Here is a 21,186-nt window from a genome sequence, read left to right on the forward strand (position 1 = left end):
CATTCCGAAAAATGAAATTTTGGTTAACTCAAGGAGAATGGAAGAATGAGCGAGCAAGAAAAACGTACGGTTGTTTCCGGCACAGTAACAATGACACCATCAGAAGCGTTCGTTGAAACTATGGTTGCTAATGATGTTACCGACATGTTCGGCATCATGGGGTCAGCATTTATGGACGCAATGGATATCTTTGCTCCTGCTGGCATTCGATTGGTCCCAGTGGTACACGAGCAAGGTGCTGCTCACATGGCAGATGGTTACTCTCGTGTATCTGGTCGCCATGGTGTGGTTATCGGGCAGAATGGCCCAGGTATTAGTAACTGTGTGACTGCGATTGCTGCGGCGTTCTGGGCACACAGCCCTGTCGTCATTGTGACGCCAGAGACAGGTACAAAAACAATGGGCTTAGGTGGTTTCCAAGAGTGTAACCAGCTTCCAATGTTCCAAGAGTTTACTAAGTATCAAGGACACGTAACGCACCCAGACCGTATGGCGGAATACACAGGCCGATGCTTCGACCGCGCGATGAGCGAAATGGGTCCAACTCAACTGAATATTCCACGTGACTACTTCTACGGTGAGACTCAAACCGAGATCCCTAAACCAGCGCGTTTAGACCGTGGTCCAGGTGGCGAGAAGTCTCTGAATGAAGCAGCAGACCTTATTGCTGAAGCAAAATTTCCAGTCATCATTTCTGGTGGCGGTGTGGTAATGGCAGATGCAGTTCAAGAGTGTGCAGCATTAGCAGAAAGACTAGGTGCACCTGTAGTGAACAGCTACCTGCACAATGACTCTTTCCCTGCGAGTCACCCATTATGGTGTGGCCCTCTAGGCTACCAAGGTTCGAAAGCAGCAATGAAATTGATGGCTCAAGCGGATGTGGTTATCGCTTTAGGTACACGTCTCGGTCCATTTGGTACTTTGCCTCAACATGGCATGGACTACTGGCCAAAGAACGCGAAAATCATTCAGATTGATGCAGACAACAAGATGCTTGGCCTAGTTAAGAAGATTTCAGTTGGTATCTGTGGTGATGCGAAAGCCGCTGCGGTTGCTCTATCTGAAAGATTAGAAGGTCGTGCACTGTTGTGTGATGACAACAAAGGCGCTCGTCAAGACACAGTCGCAACAGAGAAAGCACTTTGGGAAAAAGAGCTTGATGAGTGGACACACGAACGTGACTCTTTCAGCTTAGATATGATTGAGGAAAACTCACACGAGACTCCGTTCTCTGGCGGTGAATACCTACACCCACGCCAAGTATTGCGTGAGCTAGAAAAAGCGATGCCTGAAGACGTAATGGTCTCGACGGATATCGGTAACATCAACTCAGTGGCAAACAGCTACTTACGCTTTGAAAAACCACGTAGCTTCTTTGCTGCAATGAGTTTCGGTAACTGTGGTTACGCGTTCCCGACCATCATTGGTGCGAAAGCGGCAGCACCTCATCGCCCAGCTATCTCTTATGCAGGTGACGGTGCGTGGGGCATGAGCTTGATGGAAACCATGACATGTGTTCGCCATAACATTCCAGTGACAGCCGTGGTATTCCACAACCGTCAATGGGGTGCTGAGAAGAAGAACCAAGTCGACTTCTACAACCGACGCTTTGTTGCTGGTGAACTTGAAAACCAAAGCTTTGCAGAGATCGCACGAGCAATGGGCGCAGAAGGTATCACGGTTGATAAGCTAGAAGATGTAGGCCCAACTCTGCAAAAAGCCATCGACATGCAAATGAACGAAGGAAAAACAACCATCATTGAAATCATGTGTACTCAGGAATTGGGCGACCCGTTCCGCCGAGATGCACTATCAACACCGGTTCGTTTCCTAGATAAATACAAAGATTACGTATAAGTCGTAGGAAGTTTGTCCGGCCAGCGCATCATCGAGAATGTTGTCGAGTGCGTGGTCGGGCAATATTAACGGGTATTGGCAAAGTGCTTAAGTGAAGAACGTAAACGCTTAGTTCAATAATCTCTAGTTAAACATTAGAACACTAATTAAATGACTCATAAGTATATAAGTGGTTTTAGATATATACACTTTTTCACTCGTTATTATTAATCGATCCTTAACTAATGGATCCACAAATAGTTATTTTGACGAAGATATATACATATTATCATTTTGGGAAGTTATAGCTAACGATGTTAATTACCTATTACCTATTACCTATTACCTAGCCGTAAATGTTGATGCTTGGATTGTACCGAATTTAAATTAAGTGACCTATTACATGCATGTTGTGAAAAATAAACGTTATATAAGTTCAATAGAAGAACTGTATGAAATAATCGATTCGCTAATTGCTGAGTGTAGTGGGCATCGTGGTTTAATTTATAACGTGTGTGATTACGAAAATAATAACCTGATGCCAAGCTTAGGTCGATCAAATCGGAAGAACATTCGCCGTGTCGAACAAGAGCTTCTATCGACCGTGAGAGTTTATGGCGGGCATTCGTTGAGTGCACACGAGATAAACGATTGGTTATTGATGTGTTTAGCCAAGAAACAGGGGTTTCCAACCCGTTTACTTGAATGGACAGATAACCTGATTAATGCGCTGTGGTCTGTATGTTACAGCCAAAGTAAAGACTGTATCAATATTATCAAAGCTATTGATTATCATAAGGTTAGTTTTTTTAACTCACCATGTGACCTCAATAGAACTCAGATATTCAATGTGGCTGATTGTGATCAGCAAGAGCAACGAAAAGACAAGTGGTATTCCATTCACCCATTTAAGGAAGGTGGCAATGATGCCATTCAACCTTTGTACGATGAGAAAGAATATTCAAACGGTCTAGTCTCCGTTCATATTCTTCCATCAGCGAAAGTAAACCTGATAAAGGAATTAATCTCCATGAATGTTTTAAATGAACCGACAGAATATATTGAAGAGAAACTGGCTGATTTGAAAAATGAAGCCCATGTAGATAGCAATCAAGCAATTAATAAAGGTGAGGGTAATATCGAATTACAAGTTAATACTCATGATCGCCAGCTTGAGCAGTATGGCCGAAAGTATCATCAAGATTTTGATTTCGACTAAAGTCTAATATTTCTACTGATTTTATTTAGAGCTCATATAAATCTAGTGAGTTACAGGATAAATAAAATTAGAACACCAATTAATTTATAAAAAGATGAAATCTGTGAGCTTAAAGATTGTTTATAAAGTAACTCGAAGTTAGAGTGGCGAATCTTGTTATCAAGTTGTTAAATTTTCACAGATCTAGTTTAAACACTCTAATAAAAAAGTGGCGCAAAGCTACTGAAATTTAAACCAATAACGAAAACATAAAGGATTCTGGAATATGAATATGCAAACCAATGCAGCGACGTTCGTGCTGGAAAACCAAGTCGACACCGCCTTTTTACAATCTTTTAGTGATGCATGGAATAACCATGATATTGAAGCGCTAATGTCGTTTATGACCGAAGACTGTGTCTTCCACACCGTGGCAGGAGAAGGCGAACTTGGAAACACTATCGAAGGGTACGAAGCCGTTCGCAATAGCTTTGAATTGGTTTGGCAGAACTTTCCAGATGCAGCCTGGAGCGACCCTGTCCACTTTGTGTGTGGTGACCGCGCGGTGAGTGAATCAACGTTCTCTGCGACTAACCCTGATGGCACTGTCATCGAAGCTCGTATGGTTGATGTGTTTACCCTGAAAGATGGAAAAATCAGCGTAAAAAATGCCTTCCGTAAAACACGACCTCTTTTGACTCCCAGCAATACTCCCAAGAGCTAGACACGAAACCAAAATCAGTCACGTGTTATGACTAGGAGAGTCGAATTATGAGTTTAGTAATGGAACAACCGGCAGCCGATGTGCCGCCAAAGGTGAAAAGCACCCAAGCACAAGAAAGTACCCAAGCAAAAGAAAGATACGATCCAAAATACGATCCACTTAAAGACAAGAGCCCAGGTCACGGTAAGGAATACGCCCCGACTTATTGGGTAGATACCGCAGGCGCGCCACCTGAAGATGATGGTCCAATTACATCGGATATGGATGTCGATGTAGCGATAATCGGTTCAGGCTACACTGGCCTAAGCACCGCGATACACCTTGCTGAAATGTACGGCATTAAAGCGACTGTGATTGAAGCTAACCGCATGAGTTGGGGCTGCAGTACCCGAAATGGTGGTCAGGCTCAGTGTGCGTCAGGACGTTTGAAGCGTTCTCAGTGGATTGAACGCTGGGGACTCGAAACCGCGCTAAAAATGCACCGCGAATGCATCGATGGCATGAACACCTTTAAGTCTCTGATCAAAGACATTGATTGTGACCCGCAGCCGGGTGGCCACTTATACGTTGCTCACCGTCCAAAAGTGATGGCAACACTCGAGAAAGAAGCCAAGTTGCTGCGTGACACGTTCGATTACGATGCGCAGATCTTAGATGCGGAAACCGTAAAGCGTGATTACGTTGGTGACCAAGAAGCGGCAGGCGCAATGCATGAGCCAGAAGGTATTGGCATCCATGCAGGGAAACTGGCGTTTGGCTATCTAAGAAAGGCGCGAGCACTCGGCGTAAAAGTTCACCCAGCAAGCCCTGTGATGGGTTGGGAAACACGCAACGGTGTGCACTACCTAAAAACACCAGGTGGTGTGGTTAAGGCTCGTTCTGTCGGTGTTTGTACCGGTGGGTATACCAGCCAAGGTTTGCATTCAGAGCTTAAGAATCGCCTATTACCTGTACTTTCTAACTCGATGGTGACACGTCCGTTAAGTCAAGAAGAAATTGCCGCGTGTAACTTCAAAACCAATCAGGTGATTACGGATACCAGAATCCTGCGTCATTACTACCGTTTGTTACCCGATAACCGAGTGCAGATCGGTACACGCAGTGCCATCAGTGGCAAGAATGCACCTGAAAAGAAATACGAGGATATGTTGAGAGCGGACTTAACCCGAAAATTCCCTTCTCTCGATCAGATCAAAATCGATTATTCATGGTGGGGTTGGGTGGATGTTAGCCACGACATGATGCCAAGAATCTATCAGCCGAATCCAAAGCAATCCATATTCTACGCACTAGGGTATGGCGGCAATGGTGTGATGTACTCCGCTCAAGCAGGCAAGCGCCTTGCCCAGTGGATCGCAGGTGAAGGTCATAAGCTTGACTTGCCAATATTTGAATCAAAACTTCCGTTCCCCAACGTGAGGGAAGTGGTGGAATCTGAGATGTTTGCACCATTTCGAAGAGTAGGGCAACAGTTCCTTTATCAGTGGTATTCGTTAAAGGATGAAGTGCTTTAACTACTCGAACATTGTTTCCAAAATAGGGAAATAGAACTACGACCAGGAAAGTTGTACCAGGTCACCTTGTGAGCAAAGTACAGGCAGGACGTCTGTATGATATGAAAGGTTAAGACTATGAAATTTATTAAAAATAAAATTATTGCTGGCGTCACAATTGTAGCAACAGCGATGCTATCTCATGCCGCGGCAGCAGCAAATTTTAAAATGGCTATCGGCGATGCTGCTGGTGGTACTCAATGGGAATTAGCGACATCATTTTCTGAATTGATGGAGCAAAAAACAGACGGCAAAGTCAAAATCGACCTGTTCCCGAATGGTCAATTGGGCAATGAGCAAGATACCGTCAACGACGCGGCAATCGGCTTACTCGACTTCTCTGTATTGGCGATCAATAACGTAACACCTTTCTCTCCAACTGTTGGTCTATTGACCATGCCTTACGTCATTCAAAGTGCAGAAGAAGCGGTGCTATTAACTCAAGGCCAAGTGGGCCAAGATCTTGTCGATAACACCATTCGTGATGCAGGCGTTCGTATCGTTGGTTGGGCTTATTCTGGCTTTAGGGTTCTGACTAACTCTAAAAAATCAGTCGCTTCACCAGCGGATCTGAAAGGACTAGTGATTCGTGTTCCGCGTAACGAAATCATGATTGCTTCGTACCAAGCATGGGGTGTAAACCCAACACCAATGGCATGGTCTGAGACCTTTACTGGCCTACAACAAGGCGTAGTTGATGGTCAAGATAACCCATACATCACTGTTCATGCGATGAAGTTCAATGAAGTACAAAAGTACGTAACAAATCTGCGTTACATCTTCTCACTTGAACCGCTAATCGTCAGTGAAACTGTCTTCCAACAACAGACGCCTGAAATGCAAAAGATCATTCTTGAAGCAGGTCAGGAAGCGACAGAGCACAGCTTCACTTACTTAGAAAATACTGAAAACAAGATCCGTGAAGAACTGCAAGCAAAAGGCATGGTATTCACAGACCCAGCAGACAATGAGCAAGAGTGGATCAGCAAGGTAACGAAATCAGTTTGGCCTAAGTTCTATTCAAGCATTGGAGGCAAAGACAAGCTAGACGATGTTCTTGAGTTACTAGGTAGAAAGTAACGATTAGATACGCCCTATCTGCTGTTATCTGCTACTTAATCACCTAGCGATAGAACAGTGAGATAGGGCATTTACATGGCTTTACTCGTTGATCTGTTCTGTACCTGATCTTTTTAGGACCGTGAGCGACTGGTTGTCATGTGGAAATCAACATTGGAGGTTATATGTCAGTCGCTAAAACTATAAAAAAGCATCTTAACAACATTGAGGAATATACCTGTTGTCTGCTGCTCGCAAGCTTTGTCCTATTACTGTTCACACAAATTCTTACTCGTCAGCTCTTTGATTACTCCATCCCTTGGGGTGATGAAGTGGCGACTTACATGTTCGTTTGGTTTGCCTATCTAGGCGCTGTTGTGGCGGCCAAAATGTCAGCCCACAACCGAGTGAGCTTCCATTTCAAATTCTTCCCACCCATCGTGCAAACCGTGAGTGAAACCATCGCCGACTTCTTATGGTTATGTTTCAACGGTTACTTTGTTTACCTCAGCTACGATTTCGTGTTCAACAAAATGAACCTGTTTTGGAAGTCTCAGACGACAGGCATCCCAATGAAGTACTTCTATATGATTTTGCCTATCGCGTTTTCCTTGATGATGATTCGAATTATCTGGAACAACTACGAGCGTTTATTCAAGGGCGCGACAAACGAAGATCCGGAAGTGAAAGAACTGCGCAAAATGACGGCACAAAAATCGACGCAGTAGTCGTCACAGAGAATAGTCGTAATAGAGAGATGTAATAATGGAATCCTATTTAACTCTAATTTTATTTGGTGGCTTTTTAACCCTGTTAATCCTAGGTGCACCAATCACAGTTTCACTGGCCGGCGCTTCGATGGCGGCCTATATGTTGCTCGACAAAAATCCCATCGCTTTAGTACAAATCGCGTTTACCTCGGTGGGTAACTTCCCATTAATGGCACTACCAGCCTTTGTTCTTGCTGGTGCATTAATGGAGGCGGCGGGTATCTCCAAACGTCTGGTGGATATCGCAGAGAGTTTAGCCGGACCCGTGACGGGTGGCCTTGGCGCTGCAACCGTTATGGCGTGTTTATTCTTTGGTGCTATCTCAGGTTCAGGCCCTGCAACCACAGCCGCGGTAGGTATGTTAATGGTGCCTGCGATGGTTAAACGTGAATATGACAAGAGTTACGCATCGGCAGTAACGGCTGCATCGGGTGGCTTGGGTATTATCATCCCGCCTTCCATTCCCTTAGTTATTTTTGGCATTTCCGCCATGGGCTTGATGGCACCACCTGAAGCCATTGCTCAACACGGAGAATTCGCCTCTTTATCTATTCCAAAACTGTTTGTCGCAGGGGTTGTTCCTGGATTTATCATGGCGTCGACGCTAGTGATTACCAATTACGTGATTGCCAAGCGAGAGGGCTATAAAGGACTGACTGAAACATGGTCATTTGGCGAAGTAAGGCACTCTTTACGCCGTGGTTTATGGTCGATATTGGCTCCGTTTCTGATTCTTGGTGGTATCTACAGCGGTATGTTTACGCCGACAGAATCAGCGGTCGTCGCTATCTTCTATTCGTTGTTTGTTGGTGTGTTTATTCACCGAGAGCTGTCGTTCAAAAGTACGCTTAAGTCTCTGTCGACAACAACCTGGATCACGGGACGTGTGTTGTTGATTCTATTCGCCGCAACGGTTTTTGGACGCTTGCTAATAGAACAAAAAATCCCAGTTGTAGTGGCTGAGTCACTGCTCGGTTTTACCGACAATATGTACATGGTGTGGGCGCTGACGATCACCTTACTGTTGTTCATTGGCATGTTCATGGAAACCTTGGCTGCAATCATGATCATCGTGCCCGTGTTACTGCCAATTATGTACATGCTTGGCGCCGATCCAACGCACGTTGGGATCGTGGTGGTGTGTACGCTATCAATAGGTTTTGCTACACCTCCGCTTGGTGAAAATATCTTTGTCGCCTCGGGGATAGGCGGGGCCACGGTCGAGCAGATCACCGCGAAGATCCATCCCTTTGTTCTTGCATCCGTAGTCGGCGTATTCGTTATCGCTTTCTTCCCAAAAATTACGCTTTGGCTACCGTCCTTAGTGGGCTATTAGGAGAGGTCACTATGAATATATCAAGAATTATCCTTATTGGTTGTGCCGTATTTGCAGTGATCAGTGGCATTGGATTACGTGCCGAACATTCAGAAACAGCGAAAGAAAATGAGCCAGTCAATGTGCTCGAAATTTCAGAGCCACATGTGATCAGTGACGCTGAAAGAAGAGCCAAAACGCTGCTTGCGAAAGCGGTTATACATGTGCAAAAGGATGGCGATGAGAGCGTGAGTGACTTCATGAGCGACTCTGAATATATAGACGGTGAGCTTTATGTGTTTGCTTTAGGCATTGATGGCCAATTCCTCGCCAGTGGTGGCTCTTCAATGGTGCTGGTGGGTGACAGTGTTTTGGACACTCAAGATGTTTACGGCAATCCTTTTTTCAGAGAAATGATCACTAAAGCGGTACACAACGGTTTTGGTGAAGTTCAGTACCATTGGACGAATCCTACCGACCGCATGGGCGAGCCTAAAACCACCTTCTTCGAGCGCGTGGGCGATGTGATTGTGGCAGTGGGTTACTACCCTGAACGTTCGAGTGCCACAGAGGCTAAGCGATTATTGGCAAGAGCCATGACGGCGATAGTTGAATCTGAACAAGACAGCATTACCGAATTCAACAATAGCGAAGGCAGTTTTGTTGAAGGGGACTTGTATGTGTTTGTTATGGACATGAGCTCTGGAAAGTTGCTCGCACACGGTGTTTCTCCTGAACTTGTCGGGCGATCACACAGCGAAATCCTAAGTCCAGACGATAAACCGATTCTTACTGAGATGTTGAATCTCGCCAAAGAAAATGGGCGTGGAGTTTACACCTACCGATGGCTGAATCCGCTGTCGAGTAAAGTCGAAACCAAGCATACCTACTACCGAGTGATCGACAATAAGTTGGTTGGGGTCGGTTATTACACAAAATCAAACAACACGTAAAAGTGTTTCTAGTGAGCCCTCAGCCCAGTTAAATAAAGGGCTAGGGCTCAAAATACGGGGGTGTGTAAAAAATCAATTTAGTAAAATTAACAGTGTGAAATTTTTGTTGTGAAATTGTTTCAGAAATACAGGTAGTATGAAATACATGGAAGCAACACAGTAAAGAACAATTTTGAAAAGGGTCAATCAGGATTTTTGACCGACATGAAATTCAAAGCCGTAAGAGGGAAAGATTATGAATATGCTGACACTAGACAAAACAGAACTTCACAGAAACCATTCAACATTTATTGCTGAAGCTGTCTTTGCCGTCGAAATGGTGAAAGCAGACAAGCAACTCGAAAAACAGAAAATGGCGAAACAGTTGCTTGATACTCTATTTCCTCTTGAGGCGGGTTCACACGAAAACGCGGTGAGCTACGAGATTGATTATCGACATGTTCAGGTTTACTTCAAAAACGGTGAACACACCGGCCTAAAACGCGCTAAACACTTTGTGGCTTACACTGGTGATAAATCAAAGCCTTCAGCAATATTATTCCGTGACGAAAGCGGTACACACGTTGAAGTGACAATCGGTGCTCGTAAAGGTACCGGCCACTTGGAGTTGGTTGATATTCAAGATATTCAACTTGAGACATGCACTACGTTTGGCCAAACAGAGGCTAGTCGCTCTTCAGGAATCCGTCACTGGGTGAGCTTAGTGAAAGGCGATGAAAGCGGTCGACCGAATGCATCGAGCGAAGATAAAGAGTTCACAGCGAAGAATGGCGAAGACTACAACCTAGGGTTTTGCTACGCGATTTAATGTTACCTCTCGATTTTATATAGCGCCACGAACTAACAGTACTTCGCGATTGAACGCTAACTAACTGCCGCGCCACTTTAAGAAGTAGCGCCGCAATCGAGATACCGATTTCTCTTTTACCTTTGGTAACTTTCCCCGCCCCTATAGCGGGGCTTTTTTGTTAGAGCTATAAGTAAATTTGGTGGTTATTAAAATTATCTGTAGAAACTTTGAATGATATTTCACAGTGCGTTATTTTTATTTAATACGCTGTATTTAAAGGTTTTTATTTGTTTTTTTTATTGCCTCAACTATCATGATTGACGGTGGTTTGGGTGACTATTGAGCGAAAACTCAGTCAAAATGCTTCGTGCTGTGCTATTGTAAGCGTCCTGGGATTGAGCTAGTAAGTCCATTTATCACCTTGCTCGGTGGTTTTTATCACGTTTTATTTTTGTGAAATGGCGAGCCAATCAAGTAGTAGTTGGATATGGAGAGCGTCCTTATATTCGTTGATTCGGATATGCGAACATCATAATTTATGAGTTTTAAATCAAAAAAATACAGTATCGATTCTACTGACTATCAAGTTGGTCAAGATAACGTCAGTAAATGGGGCATGGATGTCCATAACACCGTCTTCGTAGCCTCAGTAGGCTTATCTCTTCTCTTTATCATCACTCTTCTTGCTCTTCCTCCTGCAGATGCTAAAGCTGCAATTGATTCTATTAAGGGTGCTGTTCTATCAAAGTTTGACTTCCTGTTTATGTTGGGAGCTAACATCATGCTAGCGTTTGCTGTTGTTCTGGCTTTTTCACCGTTGGGTAAAATCCGTTTAGGTGGCGAAGACGCGACGGCGGACTATTCAATGTCATCGTGGATTGCGATGTTGTTCGCAGCAGGTATGGGTATTGGACTTATCTTCTGGGGTGTTGCAGAACCAACTGCGTTCTTCACGAACTGGTTCGGAACACCATTAGACGCAGAACCTTTCACAGCCGCTGGTCGTGAACTAGCGCTAGGCGCAACCGTATTCCACTGGGGTTTTCATGCATGGGCTATCTATGGTATGACGGCGCTTTGTCTAGCGTACTTTGTTTATAACAAAGGCTTACCGCTATCAATGCGTTCTGTGTTTTACCCAATTCTGGGTGAGCGTGTGTGGGGCAAAACCGGTGATGTAATCGATGTACTAACCGTACTGGTTACTCTGTTTGGTCTTGCGACTTCATTGGGCTTAGGTGGTACACAAGCAGCAAGTGGTATCAGTCACGTGTTCGGCTTGGAAAACAACATCTTCCTTCAGCAATCTATCATCGTGCTGATCATGGGCTTGGCGATCATCTCTGTTCTACGTGGCATGGACGGTGGTGTTAAGTTCCTAAGTAACCTGAACATGGTTATTGCGTTTGTATTCCTTGGTTTGATTGCTGTTCTTAACTTCACTACAGTGCTTGATTCTGTGGCGACGGCTGCGACTGGCTACGTTAAAAACATCGTAGCATTGAGCCAAAGCTCAGGCCGTGAAGACACAACATGGCTGCATGGCTGGACTGTGTTCTACTGGGCATGGTGGGTTGCGTATGCACCATTCTTCGGTATGTTTGTAGCGCGTATTTCTAAAGGCCGTACGGTTCGTGAATTCCTACTTTGCGTACTGATTATCCCTACATTGGTCACTTCAGCTTGGATGTCTATTTTCGGTGGTGTGGCTATTGAGCAAGTGATTAATCATGTAGGGCAACTTGGGTTCGACCAAGGTATCACTGATGTATCTCTAAGCTTGTTCTACATGCTAGATGCATACTCGTTTGGTAGCATTCTGTCAGTTCTCGCAGTCGCACTGATCATTGTGTTCTTCGTTACAACGCTAGACTCAGGCTCTATCGTTATCGATGGCATGACAGCGGGTGGTAAACTAGAAGTGCCAGTGAAACAGAAAGTGGTTTGGGCGGTTATCTCAGGTGTTATCGCGATGGTGATGCTGTGGATTGGTGGCACTCAATCTATCCAAGCACTTCAATCGATCACGATCATTGCTGCACTGCCGTTTACGATCATTCTTCTGATCGGTTGTGTGAGCTTGTTGAAAGGCCTACTGACAGAGGTCGGTAAAGGGCAAGAAACCGTTACTCAAACTACAAAATAAATCGTGAATTAAGTAAGTCGCGAGATAGGGATTTACTTTACTCAGCATAATTCAAAGCTCTCTTGTACTCGGTGCAAGGGAGCTTTTTTATGCCCAAGAAGAAATCAGAGGCAAGATAAAAAAGAGCCACAAGTGAATCATCACTTATGGCTCTTTTTTGTAGCTGTAAGGGTTAGCTATTAGATGCTAGCTATTCGCTTATGTGTTCAGTTCGTGTTGAATTACGTAATCTAAAGCACCGACTACAGCAGCAACTTGAGCATCGTTACACTCTTCGTCTGTTACTTTGTCGCTGTCTGGGTAAACCTCAGTGGTTGTACCGTACTTACAGTCAGTCACGCCGCCACATAAGCCAAGCTTCTTCATTGGGTAGTTGATCACGCCGTGTTGAGTGACGTCTGAACCAATGATCTTGCCTTCGTCATCCGCAGGGGCAATGTGAGTTACTTTTTCAACTGAAGCGATGACCGCTGCTTGGAATTCTGGTTGAGGATTTTCAGTATCGCCAACAGTGTAGAAACCGTCTGGGATCATACCTTCGATGTACTCAATGCCGTCACGAGCTGCGAGTGCAGGTCTGAATTCGGTTTCATCAGAATCGGTTGTCTCATGCAGGTCAACGTGAACCAACATTTCTGGCAGAGACGCAACTAAAGCTCGTAGGTTTGCTGATTCTTCTGCTGGTGTACCTTCGTAGAAAGAGCGGTTTGGATCAACAGCATTTGGGTTCCAACGGTTGATCACTTCGTAGCCCCAAGGGCTTACACAAGGTGCTACTACAATGTTGAAGTGCGTAGCGTATTTTTCTGCTTGGGTCGCTGCAAATTTGATAGCGCCATGTACACCACTGGTTTCGTAACCGTGAACACCACCAGTGACCAGAATCGTCGGCTTTGACTCATCCCAGTTTTTGCTCTTGATTGCAAAGAGCGGGAAGCGAGCTTCTTCGTAGCTCAATGCGCCGTATTGTTCGATGTCAAAGCGGTCTGCAAGTGTTTTAATCTTTGATACAACTTCTTGCTGGTATTCACGCTTAACCGTTCGTTGAGCTAACCATACTTCACGTTCTGCTTGTTGCCATTTTTGCCCAGGCTTACCAATCGGGTAGGTAGATTCACTTTTCATCTATACTTTTTCTTTTATGTTCGTGAAAGATTAAGACAGATTATTCCTGTCGAACAAAGACAGCAATAGAAAACACAACTTGTGACTTTATTTTTTACAGACTCATAACTTTGATGAGTGAATTGATGGTGTTACATTTTATCGATGGTTAAATCCTTTATAAAGAGACAATAAAATGGCTGGAGCAAGTTTATTAACACTGCTAGATGACATTGTAACCGTGTTGGATGATGTCGCATTGATGTCTAAGGTGGCAGCTAAAAAAACTGCAGGCGTATTGGGTGACGATTTAGCCCTTAACGCTCAGCAGGTGTCAGGTGTTTCTGCTGAAAGAGAAATCCCAGTGGTATGGGCGGTCGCAAAAGGCTCATTTAAAAATAAGCTGATTTTGGTTCCGGCGGCATTGTTGATTAGTGCATTCATTCCTTGGTTGATCATGCCACTACTGGTGATTGGTGGTCTGTTTCTTTGTTTTGAAGGGGCAGAGAAAATCTTAGAAAAGCTTTTTCCTCATGCTCATCACCACGAACAGAAAGATGAGGGAAGCAGCTCGGGCGAATCTGTTGAAGAGTATGAGAAGAGAAAGGTATCAGGTGCGATTCGGACTGACTTTATATTATCTGCGGAAATTATTGTAATTGCGCTGGGTACCGTAACGGGTACAAGTATCGTAACTCAGATTCTTGTGGTGAGCTTGATAGCGGTTGTGATGACGATTGGGGTTTATGGCTTAGTGGCAGGGATAGTGAAGCTAGACGATTTAGGCTTCTATCTTCAACGCACATCAAATGGGAGTGCCATTAAAACCAGTTTGGGTAATGGGCTCGTCGCATTTGCGCCAAAGCTAATGAAGATGCTTGCGGTTGTCGGCACGGCTGCGATGTTCTTGGTTGGCGGCGGTATTGTGGTACACAATGTTCCTGCAATTCATCACTTAATTGAACCGATTATTATGGACTTCAGTGGATATACTCTTGCGACAGCAGTGGTACCAACGCTGTTGAATGGTGTGATTGGGTTTTTAGCTGGATTGATTGTCGTTGCTATTTGGACTGCTATTGGAAAAATTCGTGGTAAGTAATCGTTAAATTACTTTTTTGAATAAGACAGTCTTTCATCGAAAAAAAGGCCACTATAATTATTATGGTGGCCCTTTTCGTTAAATGGAGGGTGTTTATTTAACAACCTAAGCCCTTATTTACCGACTAGGGGTTTATTTTACCGTCCAAATGCTTATTTTACAGACCAAGCAATAGTCTCGCCGCCACGGATTGGCACAACAATGTCTGAACCGAAAGGCATCGTTTCAGCAACATTCCACTCTTCTTTAACGAGCGTGATTGTGTCTGAGTTACGTGGCATACCGTAGAAGTCTGGACCATTGTGGCTCGCGAACGCTTCTAGGTTCTCAATCTTGCCTTCTAAATCGAATACTTCAGCGTACAGTTCAACTGCAGCGTGCGCTGTGTAAGAACCTGCACAACCACATGCTGATTCTTTTGCACCTTTCGCGTGTGGCGCAGAGTCTGTACCCAAGAAGAACTTCTTGCTACCGCTTGTCGCTGCTTGGATAAGTGCCAATTGGTGCGTGTTGCGCTTAAGGATAGGTAGGCAATAGAAATGTGGCTTAATGCCGCCAGCCAACATGTGGTTGCGGTTATAAAGTAAATGGTGAGCAGTAATGGTTGCCGCTACGTTCTCGTTAGCGTTCTTAACGAAAGTTGCAGCATCTGCAGTCGTGATGTGCTCTAGAACGATCTTCAGGTTAGGGAAGTCGTTAACAATCGGCGCTAGAACCGTGTCTAGAAACTCTTTTTCACGGTCAAATATATCAATATCGTGAGCCGTTACCTCACCGTGTACCAGCAGCAACATACCCACTTCTTGCATCGCTTCGAGTACGTGGTAGATCTTTTGAGCTGAAGTTACGCCTGAATCCGAGTTTGTCGTCGCGCCAGCAGGGTATAGCTTCGCCGCTACAACAGCGCCAGATTCTTTCGCTTTACGAATTTCGTCAGGTGTTGTGTTGTCTGTCAGGTAAAGTGCCATTAGAGGCTGAAATTGTTCACTTGGCTGCTCTGCCATGATGCGTTCACGGTAAGCAAGAGCCATTTCGGTATCGGTTACCGGTGGGATGGTATTTGGCATGATTAACGCTCGACCATTGTAACGGCTGATATCGCGAACTGTATCTTTTAATACTTCGCCATCGCGTAGATGAACGTGCCAGTCGTCAGGACGAGTAATCGTAAGTTGTGTCATTGAAGGCTCCCACCATTTGAAGTGTTATGTAGTTGGAGCCTAAACTCGGCGATATTTGTGAAAGCAATCGCTTACGTTTAGGCGACAGGATGATAGTGGAAAAGCACTTTCATTTCATCCTATTTTTAACTCTTCAGGGCTAGGAGCTTGTTTTTATGGGTATTTTATTCGGTATTTATTTAATAAGGGTTAGCGGGTGGCTACCCACAGACCATGGATCATTCCTGGAACCCAGAAGAAGAAGGTAAGAATGATATTAATCACTAGATCTTTCCCGGCGCCACGAGCGAAGAACACGCCAACAGGCGGAAGCAGTACACATAAAATGATAATGACGAGTTTGTTCATGATAAATCCTTTTTATTCAATGAAGGTTCAATGCGATAACCGTGTTCAAATTATAGAACGTATGGAGAAAGTTAATGCATTGGTGTCTTTATGTATAGAAGACAGTCGTTTAAACATCTTAAGATATTAGCTTAGTATCAAGTGTTTAATGCCTGCCAGTTTATCTATTTATAACCATTTGTTAGCATTGGGACAAACAACAAAACATTGGAATCGTTATGTCGCAGCTACCTTCAAATGGAAAGGCTTTGGAGCAAGATCCTTCAGGTCAACAGCCCTCCTTATCTCAAATTAATGTGTTTCCGGTAAAATCAGTAGGCGGGATCTCTCTCTCTTCTGCCTGGGTTGAAAAACAAGGCCTTACCTTCGACCGACGCTTTATGTTGGCACTGGCTGACGGTTCGATGATCACGGCGCGTAAGTATCCGAAAATGGTTAAGGTATCTTCGAGCTTGCAACCAGACGGTTTGATTTTTACTTATGAAGGTAAAGAACCGTTGCGTTTAAAATACGCGAATTTCAAGTTGCAAGAAGCGCCAGCAACGGTTTGGAAAGACAGTTTCACTGCTTACACTACCAATGATGAAGCCGATGATTGGTTCAGCGATATGTTAGGTGTCCGTGTTGAGCTACTGTTCTCTGGTGAGCAATCGAATCGAGTGCGTGAAAAGCTTGGCCAGAATGTCAGTTTCGCTGATGGTTATCCAATCTTAGTGATCAGCCAAGCATCGCTTGATGAGCTTAATCGCCGCAGCCCTGAAGTGCATTCAATGGACCAGTTCCGCACTAACTTCGTGGTTTCTAATACCGAAGCCTTTGCTGAAGACAGCTGGAAGCGTATCCGTATCGGTGAGGTAGAATTCGAAGCGGTGAAACCTTGTGAGCGCTGTATTCTAACGACGGTGGACGTTGAACGCGGCGAATTTAGACCAACTAAAGAGCCGCTTAATACTTTCTCTACATTCCGAGCTAATGAACGCGGTGGTGTTTTCTTTGGTCAGAATCTTTTGGCTAAAAATGAAGGCTTAGTCAAATTCGGTGATGTGGTTGAAGTGCTCGAAACTAAAGAGAAAGAGCACTATGATGACACTTGGGTTGAGTCGTTGCACTTTACTTGTGTTGAGCGCGAAGAGATCGCTCGTGACTTCACTACATTTTGGTTAGAGCCTGCTAAAGAGAACCACTCCCTACCAAGTTACCAGCCTGGACAACATCTACCGATTGAGATGATGATTAATGGCGAGAAGGTCTCTCGTCGTTACACGTTATCGTCTAGCCCATCACGAGCGGGTCGCTTAGCGATTTCAGTGAAGCGAGTGGACGATGGCCAGATCTCTAACTGGTTGAATGACCATTTCCAAGTGGGCGACTCGCTGGTTGCTCAAAATCCAGATGGCGAGTTCTACTTAGAAGCGAATCCAACTCACCCGTTACTGCTTTTGTCTGCAGGCAGCGGTATCACGCCAATGCTGTCGATGCTTCGTTACTTGGCAGACCATGGTCAAATTGATGATGTGGTTTTCTATCATCAATGCAGCAGCGAAGAAGATATTCCTTATCAAGCTGAGATTGATAAAATTGCCAGTGAGCATGCGGGTCTTCGCGTTATTTATTCGTTAAGCCAACCAACCAAAGAATGGGCTGGTTTATCTGGGCGTCTAAGCGTGTCGCATGTTGCTAAAATTGCAGAACTACACAAACGCCAAGCGTTCGTGTGCGGCCCTGATGGCTTTATGGATAATGCAAAGAAACTGCTGATTCAAATGGGGCTCAATCCTCAGCATTATCATCAGGAAGCGTTTGGAGTGGCTCAATCGACCGAGGAAGCTGTGAAGCAACTGCAATTGAGTGTGAATGGTTACTTGTTCGAAGGTAATAATCAGTCAACCTTACTAGAGCAGGCAGAGTCAGCGGGTGTGTCTATTGCTTCAAGTTGTCGTGCGGGTTTCTGCGGCGCTTGTAAAGTGACCCTTGAGTCAGGGCAAGTTCACCAACCTGATGTACCAGCGTTACAAGATCATGAACGTAATATGGGGCAAATACTGGCGTGTTGCAGTGTTCCGCAAACTGATATCGAAGTTGTGGATTAACGACTCGTTAGATCATAAAGAAAAGTGCATCAAATAGAAAAGGCCGGAAGTTCACTGAAATGAACGTCCGGCCTTTTTGATTCTGAGACTAATTCAAAAAATTAATCGTAGATCGTTGGGATTGGTTGACGCTTGTGCTGTGTTGCTTTGTAGATGCCAACTAAACGATCTGATACATCTTGAGGGACTTCTTTGCCTTCAAGGAAATCATCAATCTGATCGTAAGAAAGGTTCAACGCTGCTTCATCGGCTTTCTGTGGATCAAGCTCTTCTAGATCAGCGGTAGGTACTTTCTTAACAAGTTGCTCTGGAGCGCCCAGCGTTGCTGCAAGCTCACGAACTTGGCGTTTGTTCAAACCAAACAATGGTGCTAAATCACATGCGCCGTCACCATGCTTAGTGTAGAAGCCAGTGATGTTTTCTGCTGAATGGTCAGTACCAATCACAAGGCCGCCAACGTAACCCGCAATTTCGTATTGTGCGATCATGCGAGCACGAGCTTTCACATTACCTTTCACAAAGTCTATTTTCGCAGAATCTGTTGGTAGTAAGCCTGTGCCTTCTAAAGCTACGTGAGAGGCTGCGTGAAGCCCATCAACACCCGCTTTAATGTTTACAGAAACGGATTGAGAAGGTTGGATGAAAGAAAGAGCAAGTTGCGCTTCGTCTTCATCTTTTTGCTCACCATAAGGCAGGCGAACAGCAATGAATTGGTAGTCGTTGTTGCCAGAGTTTTCATTGAGGCTGTTGATCGCCATTTGTGCTAAACGGCCACAGGTCGTTGAGTCTACACCGCCACTGATACCGAGTATCAGTGATTTGCAGCCTGACTGCTGAAGTTTCGTTTTAATAAAGTCCACACGACGAGTCACTTCAAAGTGAGGATCAATTGAAGGTAGTACGCGCATTTCGTCACGAATTAACTGTTCCATTCGTATTCCTTTTCTGCAAGCAAATTAAAAATCTAGTGTTATCATACCTAAATCATCCGATTTAAAAACCTCTTTGCACAAGCTTAGAAAGAGAAGGCAGCAATAAACCATGGAAAAAATAGCCATTTTCGGTAGTGCGTTTAATCCACCGAGCTTGGGGCATAAAAGTGTGATTGATTCGTTGGCTCACTTTGACAAAATCCTACTCGTTCCAAGTATTGCCCATGCTTGGGGAAAAGAGATGCTAGACTTTGATACGAGGTGTCAGTTAGTTAAGGTGTTTATTAGTGATCTTTCATTGGATCAAGTTGAGCTTTCTTTGATCGAAAAGAGCCTGTTTACACCAGGTGAAAGCGTGACGACCTACGCGGTACTCAGTGAACTTCAAAAACAACATCCAGATGCGGAACTGACGTTCGTTATTGGGCCTGACAACTTCTTTAAGTTCTCATCTTTCTATAAATCTGATGAGATAACTGAGCGTTGGTCAGTTATGGCTTGCCCTGAAAAAGTCAAAATCCGCAGTACAGATATTCGCAATGCTTTGCAAAATGGGAGCAATGTGGCAAAACTGAGTACAACGTCAGTTACAAAGATATTGCAAAACAGTGGTCTGTATACAACAATGTAGATTCACTATTTCAGAGGTCTGATGACTATGCTAAAGCGCGTGATACCAGCGACGTTGATTATTGCAGCATGCAATATGTCTGCTCATGCTCATGCTCATGCTGATTGTGATTTCTTTAGCCTAGGTTCGATCATGCTGACTTCTGATGATGAAAACAGTTGTTTAGACTTCTCTTCGAGTATTGAATCTTTTGGTCAACGTATGCTTGAAATCAGCGGGTTGAGTGATGAAGAGCCAGAAAGTACCGCAGACTATTGGTCTGATTGGGTTATTCAAAATAAAGATACGCCATTGTTAACGCAAAGCCTTGAATCCAACTATGTTGGTTTAGGGATGTGGTTTCCAGAAGATCTCGAAGATGAACAGTACGATATGTCGACTGAAGAGTGGTTGATGAATCACGGCCTTCAACTGAGTATCGGTTTTGGCGAGAAAGTTGACGGGCAACCTCGTATGCGCTTTGACTACCGTTGGCATGATTCAAGAGACGCAGACCTTATGATGCAGGTTGAGCTACCTTTCTAGACAAAAGTATCCTTTCGGGCAGTGCCTTTTTAAGTAGTGCTAAGCTAAGAAACGACAATAATAGAGAAAAAGCCGCAAAAACTGAGTTTTTGCGGCTTTTTAGTATCTGGTTTTTTGTCGTTTAATTTAGATGTTTGCTTTACAAACTGACTGAAGAGGGGCTTTAACTCTCTCAGTAACTCAGCGAGTGAAGAGCAGTCTAGTGAGCAGAGAATGGGTGTCCGATACTCTTGCTTATAGGTCTTCACCAAACACGAGCATGCACAGTTGTTCGAACTCTTCTTCTTTTCCAGAGAACAAATCATCAATAACAAGCGTGCGCTTTTGACCTGATTGCATGCGTTTCTTCGCTTCGCGCATTACCATCACCAAGGTGTGCTCTTGTGGCAGATTCGAATCATCAATGTTCCACTGATTGAATCGCTGAGATAGGGCACTTTCACAAAGCAAAGGTTTAAACGCCAGTACTTCTTGTTTGAGTACAGACAACATCTCTTTGAACGCTTGCTCGGTATTGTTGGCATTGGTCGCGCGAGCTTTGGTGAATTCTAGTTTCTCTAATAGCGCCAATGACAGGTTAGTCTGCGTGATGTAACCCGCTTGTCGTGGGAACGAGTCGGTCAGACGAACGGAGAAGTCTACGCTATTCACCTGTGTGTTTGGAAAGTAGGTCAGTGAGGTTAAGCAGTCATAAGGAACCCAAATGCTCTGTCCCGGTTCAACGGCGTATTCTTGTTTACCAAGCTTTATCAAAACCAAACCACTCTGAACCGATACAAGGCTATGTTTTAGTACTTTCTTGCGAGGTGTGATCACCAAGTGTGAAAAGTAAGCCGATGTATATTCAATAGCGAAGTTCATAGATAGTACCTTAGTTTTGGGACGTCAAGATTACCCCTAATCTTAAAGAATGCCAACAATAACAGGGG

The 21,186-nt window shown here is 44.4% G+C and carries 19 protein-coding genes; 14 read left to right on the forward strand and 5 right to left on the reverse strand.

The features are described from left to right. Positions 1-45 precede the first annotated feature (45 nt). From xsc to ACMAZD_RS20285, 10 genes are all read left to right on the forward strand, one after another. Complete coding sequence (gene xsc, locus ACMAZD_RS20240) at positions 46-1,857, forward strand: sulfoacetaldehyde acetyltransferase (RefSeq protein WP_004731917.1); 1,812 nt, start codon at positions 46-48, stop codon at positions 1,855-1,857. A 382-nt stretch (positions 1,858-2,239) separates the two neighbouring features. Continuing rightward, positions 2,240-3,055, forward strand: a complete 816-nt coding sequence (locus ACMAZD_RS20245; RefSeq protein ID WP_435250344.1) for an FRG domain-containing protein — start codon at positions 2,240-2,242, stop codon at positions 3,053-3,055. 265 nt (positions 3,056-3,320) lie between these two features. Next, on the forward strand, positions 3,321-3,758 hold the full coding sequence (locus ACMAZD_RS20250; RefSeq protein ID WP_102313822.1) for a nuclear transport factor 2 family protein: 438 nt from the start codon (positions 3,321-3,323) through the stop codon (positions 3,756-3,758). A gap of 47 nt (positions 3,759-3,805) precedes the next feature. Beyond that, positions 3,806-5,272, forward strand: a complete 1,467-nt coding sequence (locus ACMAZD_RS20255) for an NAD(P)/FAD-dependent oxidoreductase (protein WP_435250345.1) — start codon at positions 3,806-3,808, stop codon at positions 5,270-5,272. Between the two features lie 117 nt (positions 5,273-5,389). After that, positions 5,390-6,391 (forward strand): TRAP transporter substrate-binding protein, encoded by a 1,002-nt coding sequence (locus ACMAZD_RS20260; protein ID WP_286299249.1) that lies wholly within the window; start codon positions 5,390-5,392, stop codon positions 6,389-6,391. A gap of 164 nt (positions 6,392-6,555) precedes the next feature. Next, on the forward strand, positions 6,556-7,098 hold the full coding sequence (locus ACMAZD_RS20265; RefSeq protein ID WP_102414182.1) for a TRAP transporter small permease: 543 nt from the start codon (positions 6,556-6,558) through the stop codon (positions 7,096-7,098). Between the two features lie 37 nt (positions 7,099-7,135). Next, positions 7,136-8,476, forward strand: coding sequence for a TRAP transporter large permease (locus ACMAZD_RS20270; RefSeq protein ID WP_435250346.1), 1,341 nt, complete (start codon positions 7,136-7,138; stop codon positions 8,474-8,476). Between the two features lie 11 nt (positions 8,477-8,487). Then, positions 8,488-9,408, forward strand: coding sequence for a cache domain-containing protein (locus ACMAZD_RS20275; RefSeq protein ID WP_435250347.1), 921 nt, complete (start codon positions 8,488-8,490; stop codon positions 9,406-9,408). Positions 9,409-9,643: 235 nt separating this feature from the next. Further along, positions 9,644-10,216, forward strand: coding sequence for a hypothetical protein (locus ACMAZD_RS20280; RefSeq protein ID WP_435250348.1), 573 nt, complete (start codon positions 9,644-9,646; stop codon positions 10,214-10,216). 520 nt (positions 10,217-10,736) lie between these two features. Next, the gene (locus ACMAZD_RS20285; protein ID WP_435250349.1) at positions 10,737-12,344 is read left to right on the forward strand and encodes a BCCT family transporter; all 1,608 of its coding nucleotides are present in this window, start codon (positions 10,737-10,739) and stop codon (positions 12,342-12,344) included. Between the two features lie 198 nt (positions 12,345-12,542). On the opposite strand, the gene ACMAZD_RS20290 is transcribed toward ACMAZD_RS20285, so the two are convergent. Next, the gene (locus tag ACMAZD_RS20290) at positions 12,543-13,469 is read right to left on the reverse strand and encodes a M14 family metallopeptidase (protein ID WP_435250350.1); all 927 of its coding nucleotides are present in this window, start codon (positions 13,467-13,469) and stop codon (positions 12,543-12,545) included. 175 nt (positions 13,470-13,644) lie between these two features. On the opposite strand from ACMAZD_RS20290, the gene ACMAZD_RS20295 reads away from it, so the two are divergent. Next, positions 13,645-14,550 (forward strand): DUF808 domain-containing protein, encoded by a 906-nt coding sequence (locus ACMAZD_RS20295; RefSeq protein WP_435250351.1) that lies wholly within the window; start codon positions 13,645-13,647, stop codon positions 14,548-14,550. A gap of 152 nt (positions 14,551-14,702) precedes the next feature. Here the strand turns inward: ACMAZD_RS20295 and pyrC are convergent, their stop codons facing one another. Together pyrC and ACMAZD_RS20305 are read right to left on the reverse strand one after the other, a co-directional pair. Beyond that, the gene (pyrC, locus tag ACMAZD_RS20300; RefSeq protein ID WP_435250352.1) at positions 14,703-15,731 is read right to left on the reverse strand and encodes a dihydroorotase; all 1,029 of its coding nucleotides are present in this window, start codon (positions 15,729-15,731) and stop codon (positions 14,703-14,705) included. A gap of 189 nt (positions 15,732-15,920) precedes the next feature. After that, positions 15,921-16,079, reverse strand: a complete 159-nt coding sequence (locus ACMAZD_RS20305; protein ID WP_017059962.1) for a YqaE/Pmp3 family membrane protein — start codon at positions 16,077-16,079, stop codon at positions 15,921-15,923. Between the two features lie 218 nt (positions 16,080-16,297). Between ACMAZD_RS20305 and ACMAZD_RS20310 the strand changes: the two genes are divergently transcribed. Next, positions 16,298-18,169: an MOSC N-terminal beta barrel domain-containing protein gene (locus ACMAZD_RS20310; protein ID WP_435250353.1), complete on the forward strand. Its 1,872-nt coding sequence runs from the start codon at positions 16,298-16,300 to the stop codon at positions 18,167-18,169. Positions 18,170-18,270: 101 nt separating this feature from the next. On the opposite strand, the gene nadE is transcribed toward ACMAZD_RS20310, so the two are convergent. Next, entirely contained in the window at positions 18,271-19,101 is an 831-nt protein-coding gene (gene nadE / locus ACMAZD_RS20315; RefSeq protein WP_054545766.1) for an ammonia-dependent NAD(+) synthetase, read from the reverse strand. Between the two features lie 109 nt (positions 19,102-19,210). On the opposite strand from nadE, the gene ACMAZD_RS20320 reads away from it, so the two are divergent. Beyond that, on the forward strand, positions 19,211-19,732 hold the full coding sequence (locus tag ACMAZD_RS20320; RefSeq protein WP_435250354.1) for a nicotinate-nicotinamide nucleotide adenylyltransferase: 522 nt from the start codon (positions 19,211-19,213) through the stop codon (positions 19,730-19,732). 21 nt (positions 19,733-19,753) lie between these two features. Further along, positions 19,754-20,257 (forward strand): hypothetical protein, encoded by a 504-nt coding sequence (locus tag ACMAZD_RS20325; protein WP_435250355.1) that lies wholly within the window; start codon positions 19,754-19,756, stop codon positions 20,255-20,257. A gap of 234 nt (positions 20,258-20,491) precedes the next feature. On the opposite strand, the gene ACMAZD_RS20330 is transcribed toward ACMAZD_RS20325, so the two are convergent. After that, positions 20,492-21,118: an AraC family transcriptional regulator gene (locus ACMAZD_RS20330; protein WP_435250356.1), complete on the reverse strand. Its 627-nt coding sequence runs from the start codon at positions 21,116-21,118 to the stop codon at positions 20,492-20,494. Between the last annotated feature and the right edge of the window lie 68 nt (positions 21,119-21,186).

This window comes from Vibrio sp. nBUS_14, assembly GCF_051201655.1.
Classification (GTDB): Bacteria; Pseudomonadota; Gammaproteobacteria; order Enterobacterales; family Vibrionaceae; genus Vibrio.

Bases quoted from the DNA above. Each gene is read 5' to 3' on its own strand.
- xsc (WP_004731917.1), top strand. From the start codon at position 46: ATGAGCGAGCAAGAAAAACGTACGGTTGTTTCCGGCACAGTAACAATG.
- ACMAZD_RS20245 (WP_435250344.1), top strand. From the start codon at position 2,240: ATGCATGTTGTGAAAAATAAACGTTATATAAGTTCAATAGAAGAACTG.
- ACMAZD_RS20250 (WP_102313822.1), top strand. From the start codon at position 3,321: ATGAATATGCAAACCAATGCAGCGACGTTCGTGCTGGAAAACCAAGTC.
- ACMAZD_RS20255 (WP_435250345.1), top strand. From the start codon at position 3,806: ATGAGTTTAGTAATGGAACAACCGGCAGCCGATGTGCCGCCAAAGGTG.
- ACMAZD_RS20260 (WP_286299249.1), top strand. From the start codon at position 5,390: ATGAAATTTATTAAAAATAAAATTATTGCTGGCGTCACAATTGTAGCA.
- ACMAZD_RS20265 (WP_102414182.1), top strand. From the start codon at position 6,556: ATGTCAGTCGCTAAAACTATAAAAAAGCATCTTAACAACATTGAGGAA.
- ACMAZD_RS20270 (WP_435250346.1), top strand. From the start codon at position 7,136: ATGGAATCCTATTTAACTCTAATTTTATTTGGTGGCTTTTTAACCCTG.
- ACMAZD_RS20275 (WP_435250347.1), top strand. From the start codon at position 8,488: ATGAATATATCAAGAATTATCCTTATTGGTTGTGCCGTATTTGCAGTG.
- ACMAZD_RS20280 (WP_435250348.1), top strand. From the start codon at position 9,644: ATGAATATGCTGACACTAGACAAAACAGAACTTCACAGAAACCATTCA.
- ACMAZD_RS20285 (WP_435250349.1), top strand. From the start codon at position 10,737: ATGAGTTTTAAATCAAAAAAATACAGTATCGATTCTACTGACTATCAA.
- ACMAZD_RS20290 (WP_435250350.1), bottom strand. From the start codon at position 13,469: ATGAAAAGTGAATCTACCTACCCGATTGGTAAGCCTGGGCAAAAATGG.
- ACMAZD_RS20295 (WP_435250351.1), top strand. From the start codon at position 13,645: ATGGCTGGAGCAAGTTTATTAACACTGCTAGATGACATTGTAACCGTG.
- pyrC (WP_435250352.1), bottom strand. From the start codon at position 15,731: ATGACACAACTTACGATTACTCGTCCTGACGACTGGCACGTTCATCTA.
- ACMAZD_RS20305 (WP_017059962.1), bottom strand. From the start codon at position 16,079: ATGAACAAACTCGTCATTATCATTTTATGTGTACTGCTTCCGCCTGTT.
- ACMAZD_RS20310 (WP_435250353.1), top strand. From the start codon at position 16,298: ATGTCGCAGCTACCTTCAAATGGAAAGGCTTTGGAGCAAGATCCTTCA.
- nadE (WP_054545766.1), bottom strand. From the start codon at position 19,101: ATGGAACAGTTAATTCGTGACGAAATGCGCGTACTACCTTCAATTGAT.
- ACMAZD_RS20320 (WP_435250354.1), top strand. From the start codon at position 19,211: ATGGAAAAAATAGCCATTTTCGGTAGTGCGTTTAATCCACCGAGCTTG.
- ACMAZD_RS20325 (WP_435250355.1), top strand. From the start codon at position 19,754: ATGACTATGCTAAAGCGCGTGATACCAGCGACGTTGATTATTGCAGCA.
- ACMAZD_RS20330 (WP_435250356.1), bottom strand. From the start codon at position 21,118: ATGAACTTCGCTATTGAATATACATCGGCTTACTTTTCACACTTGGTG.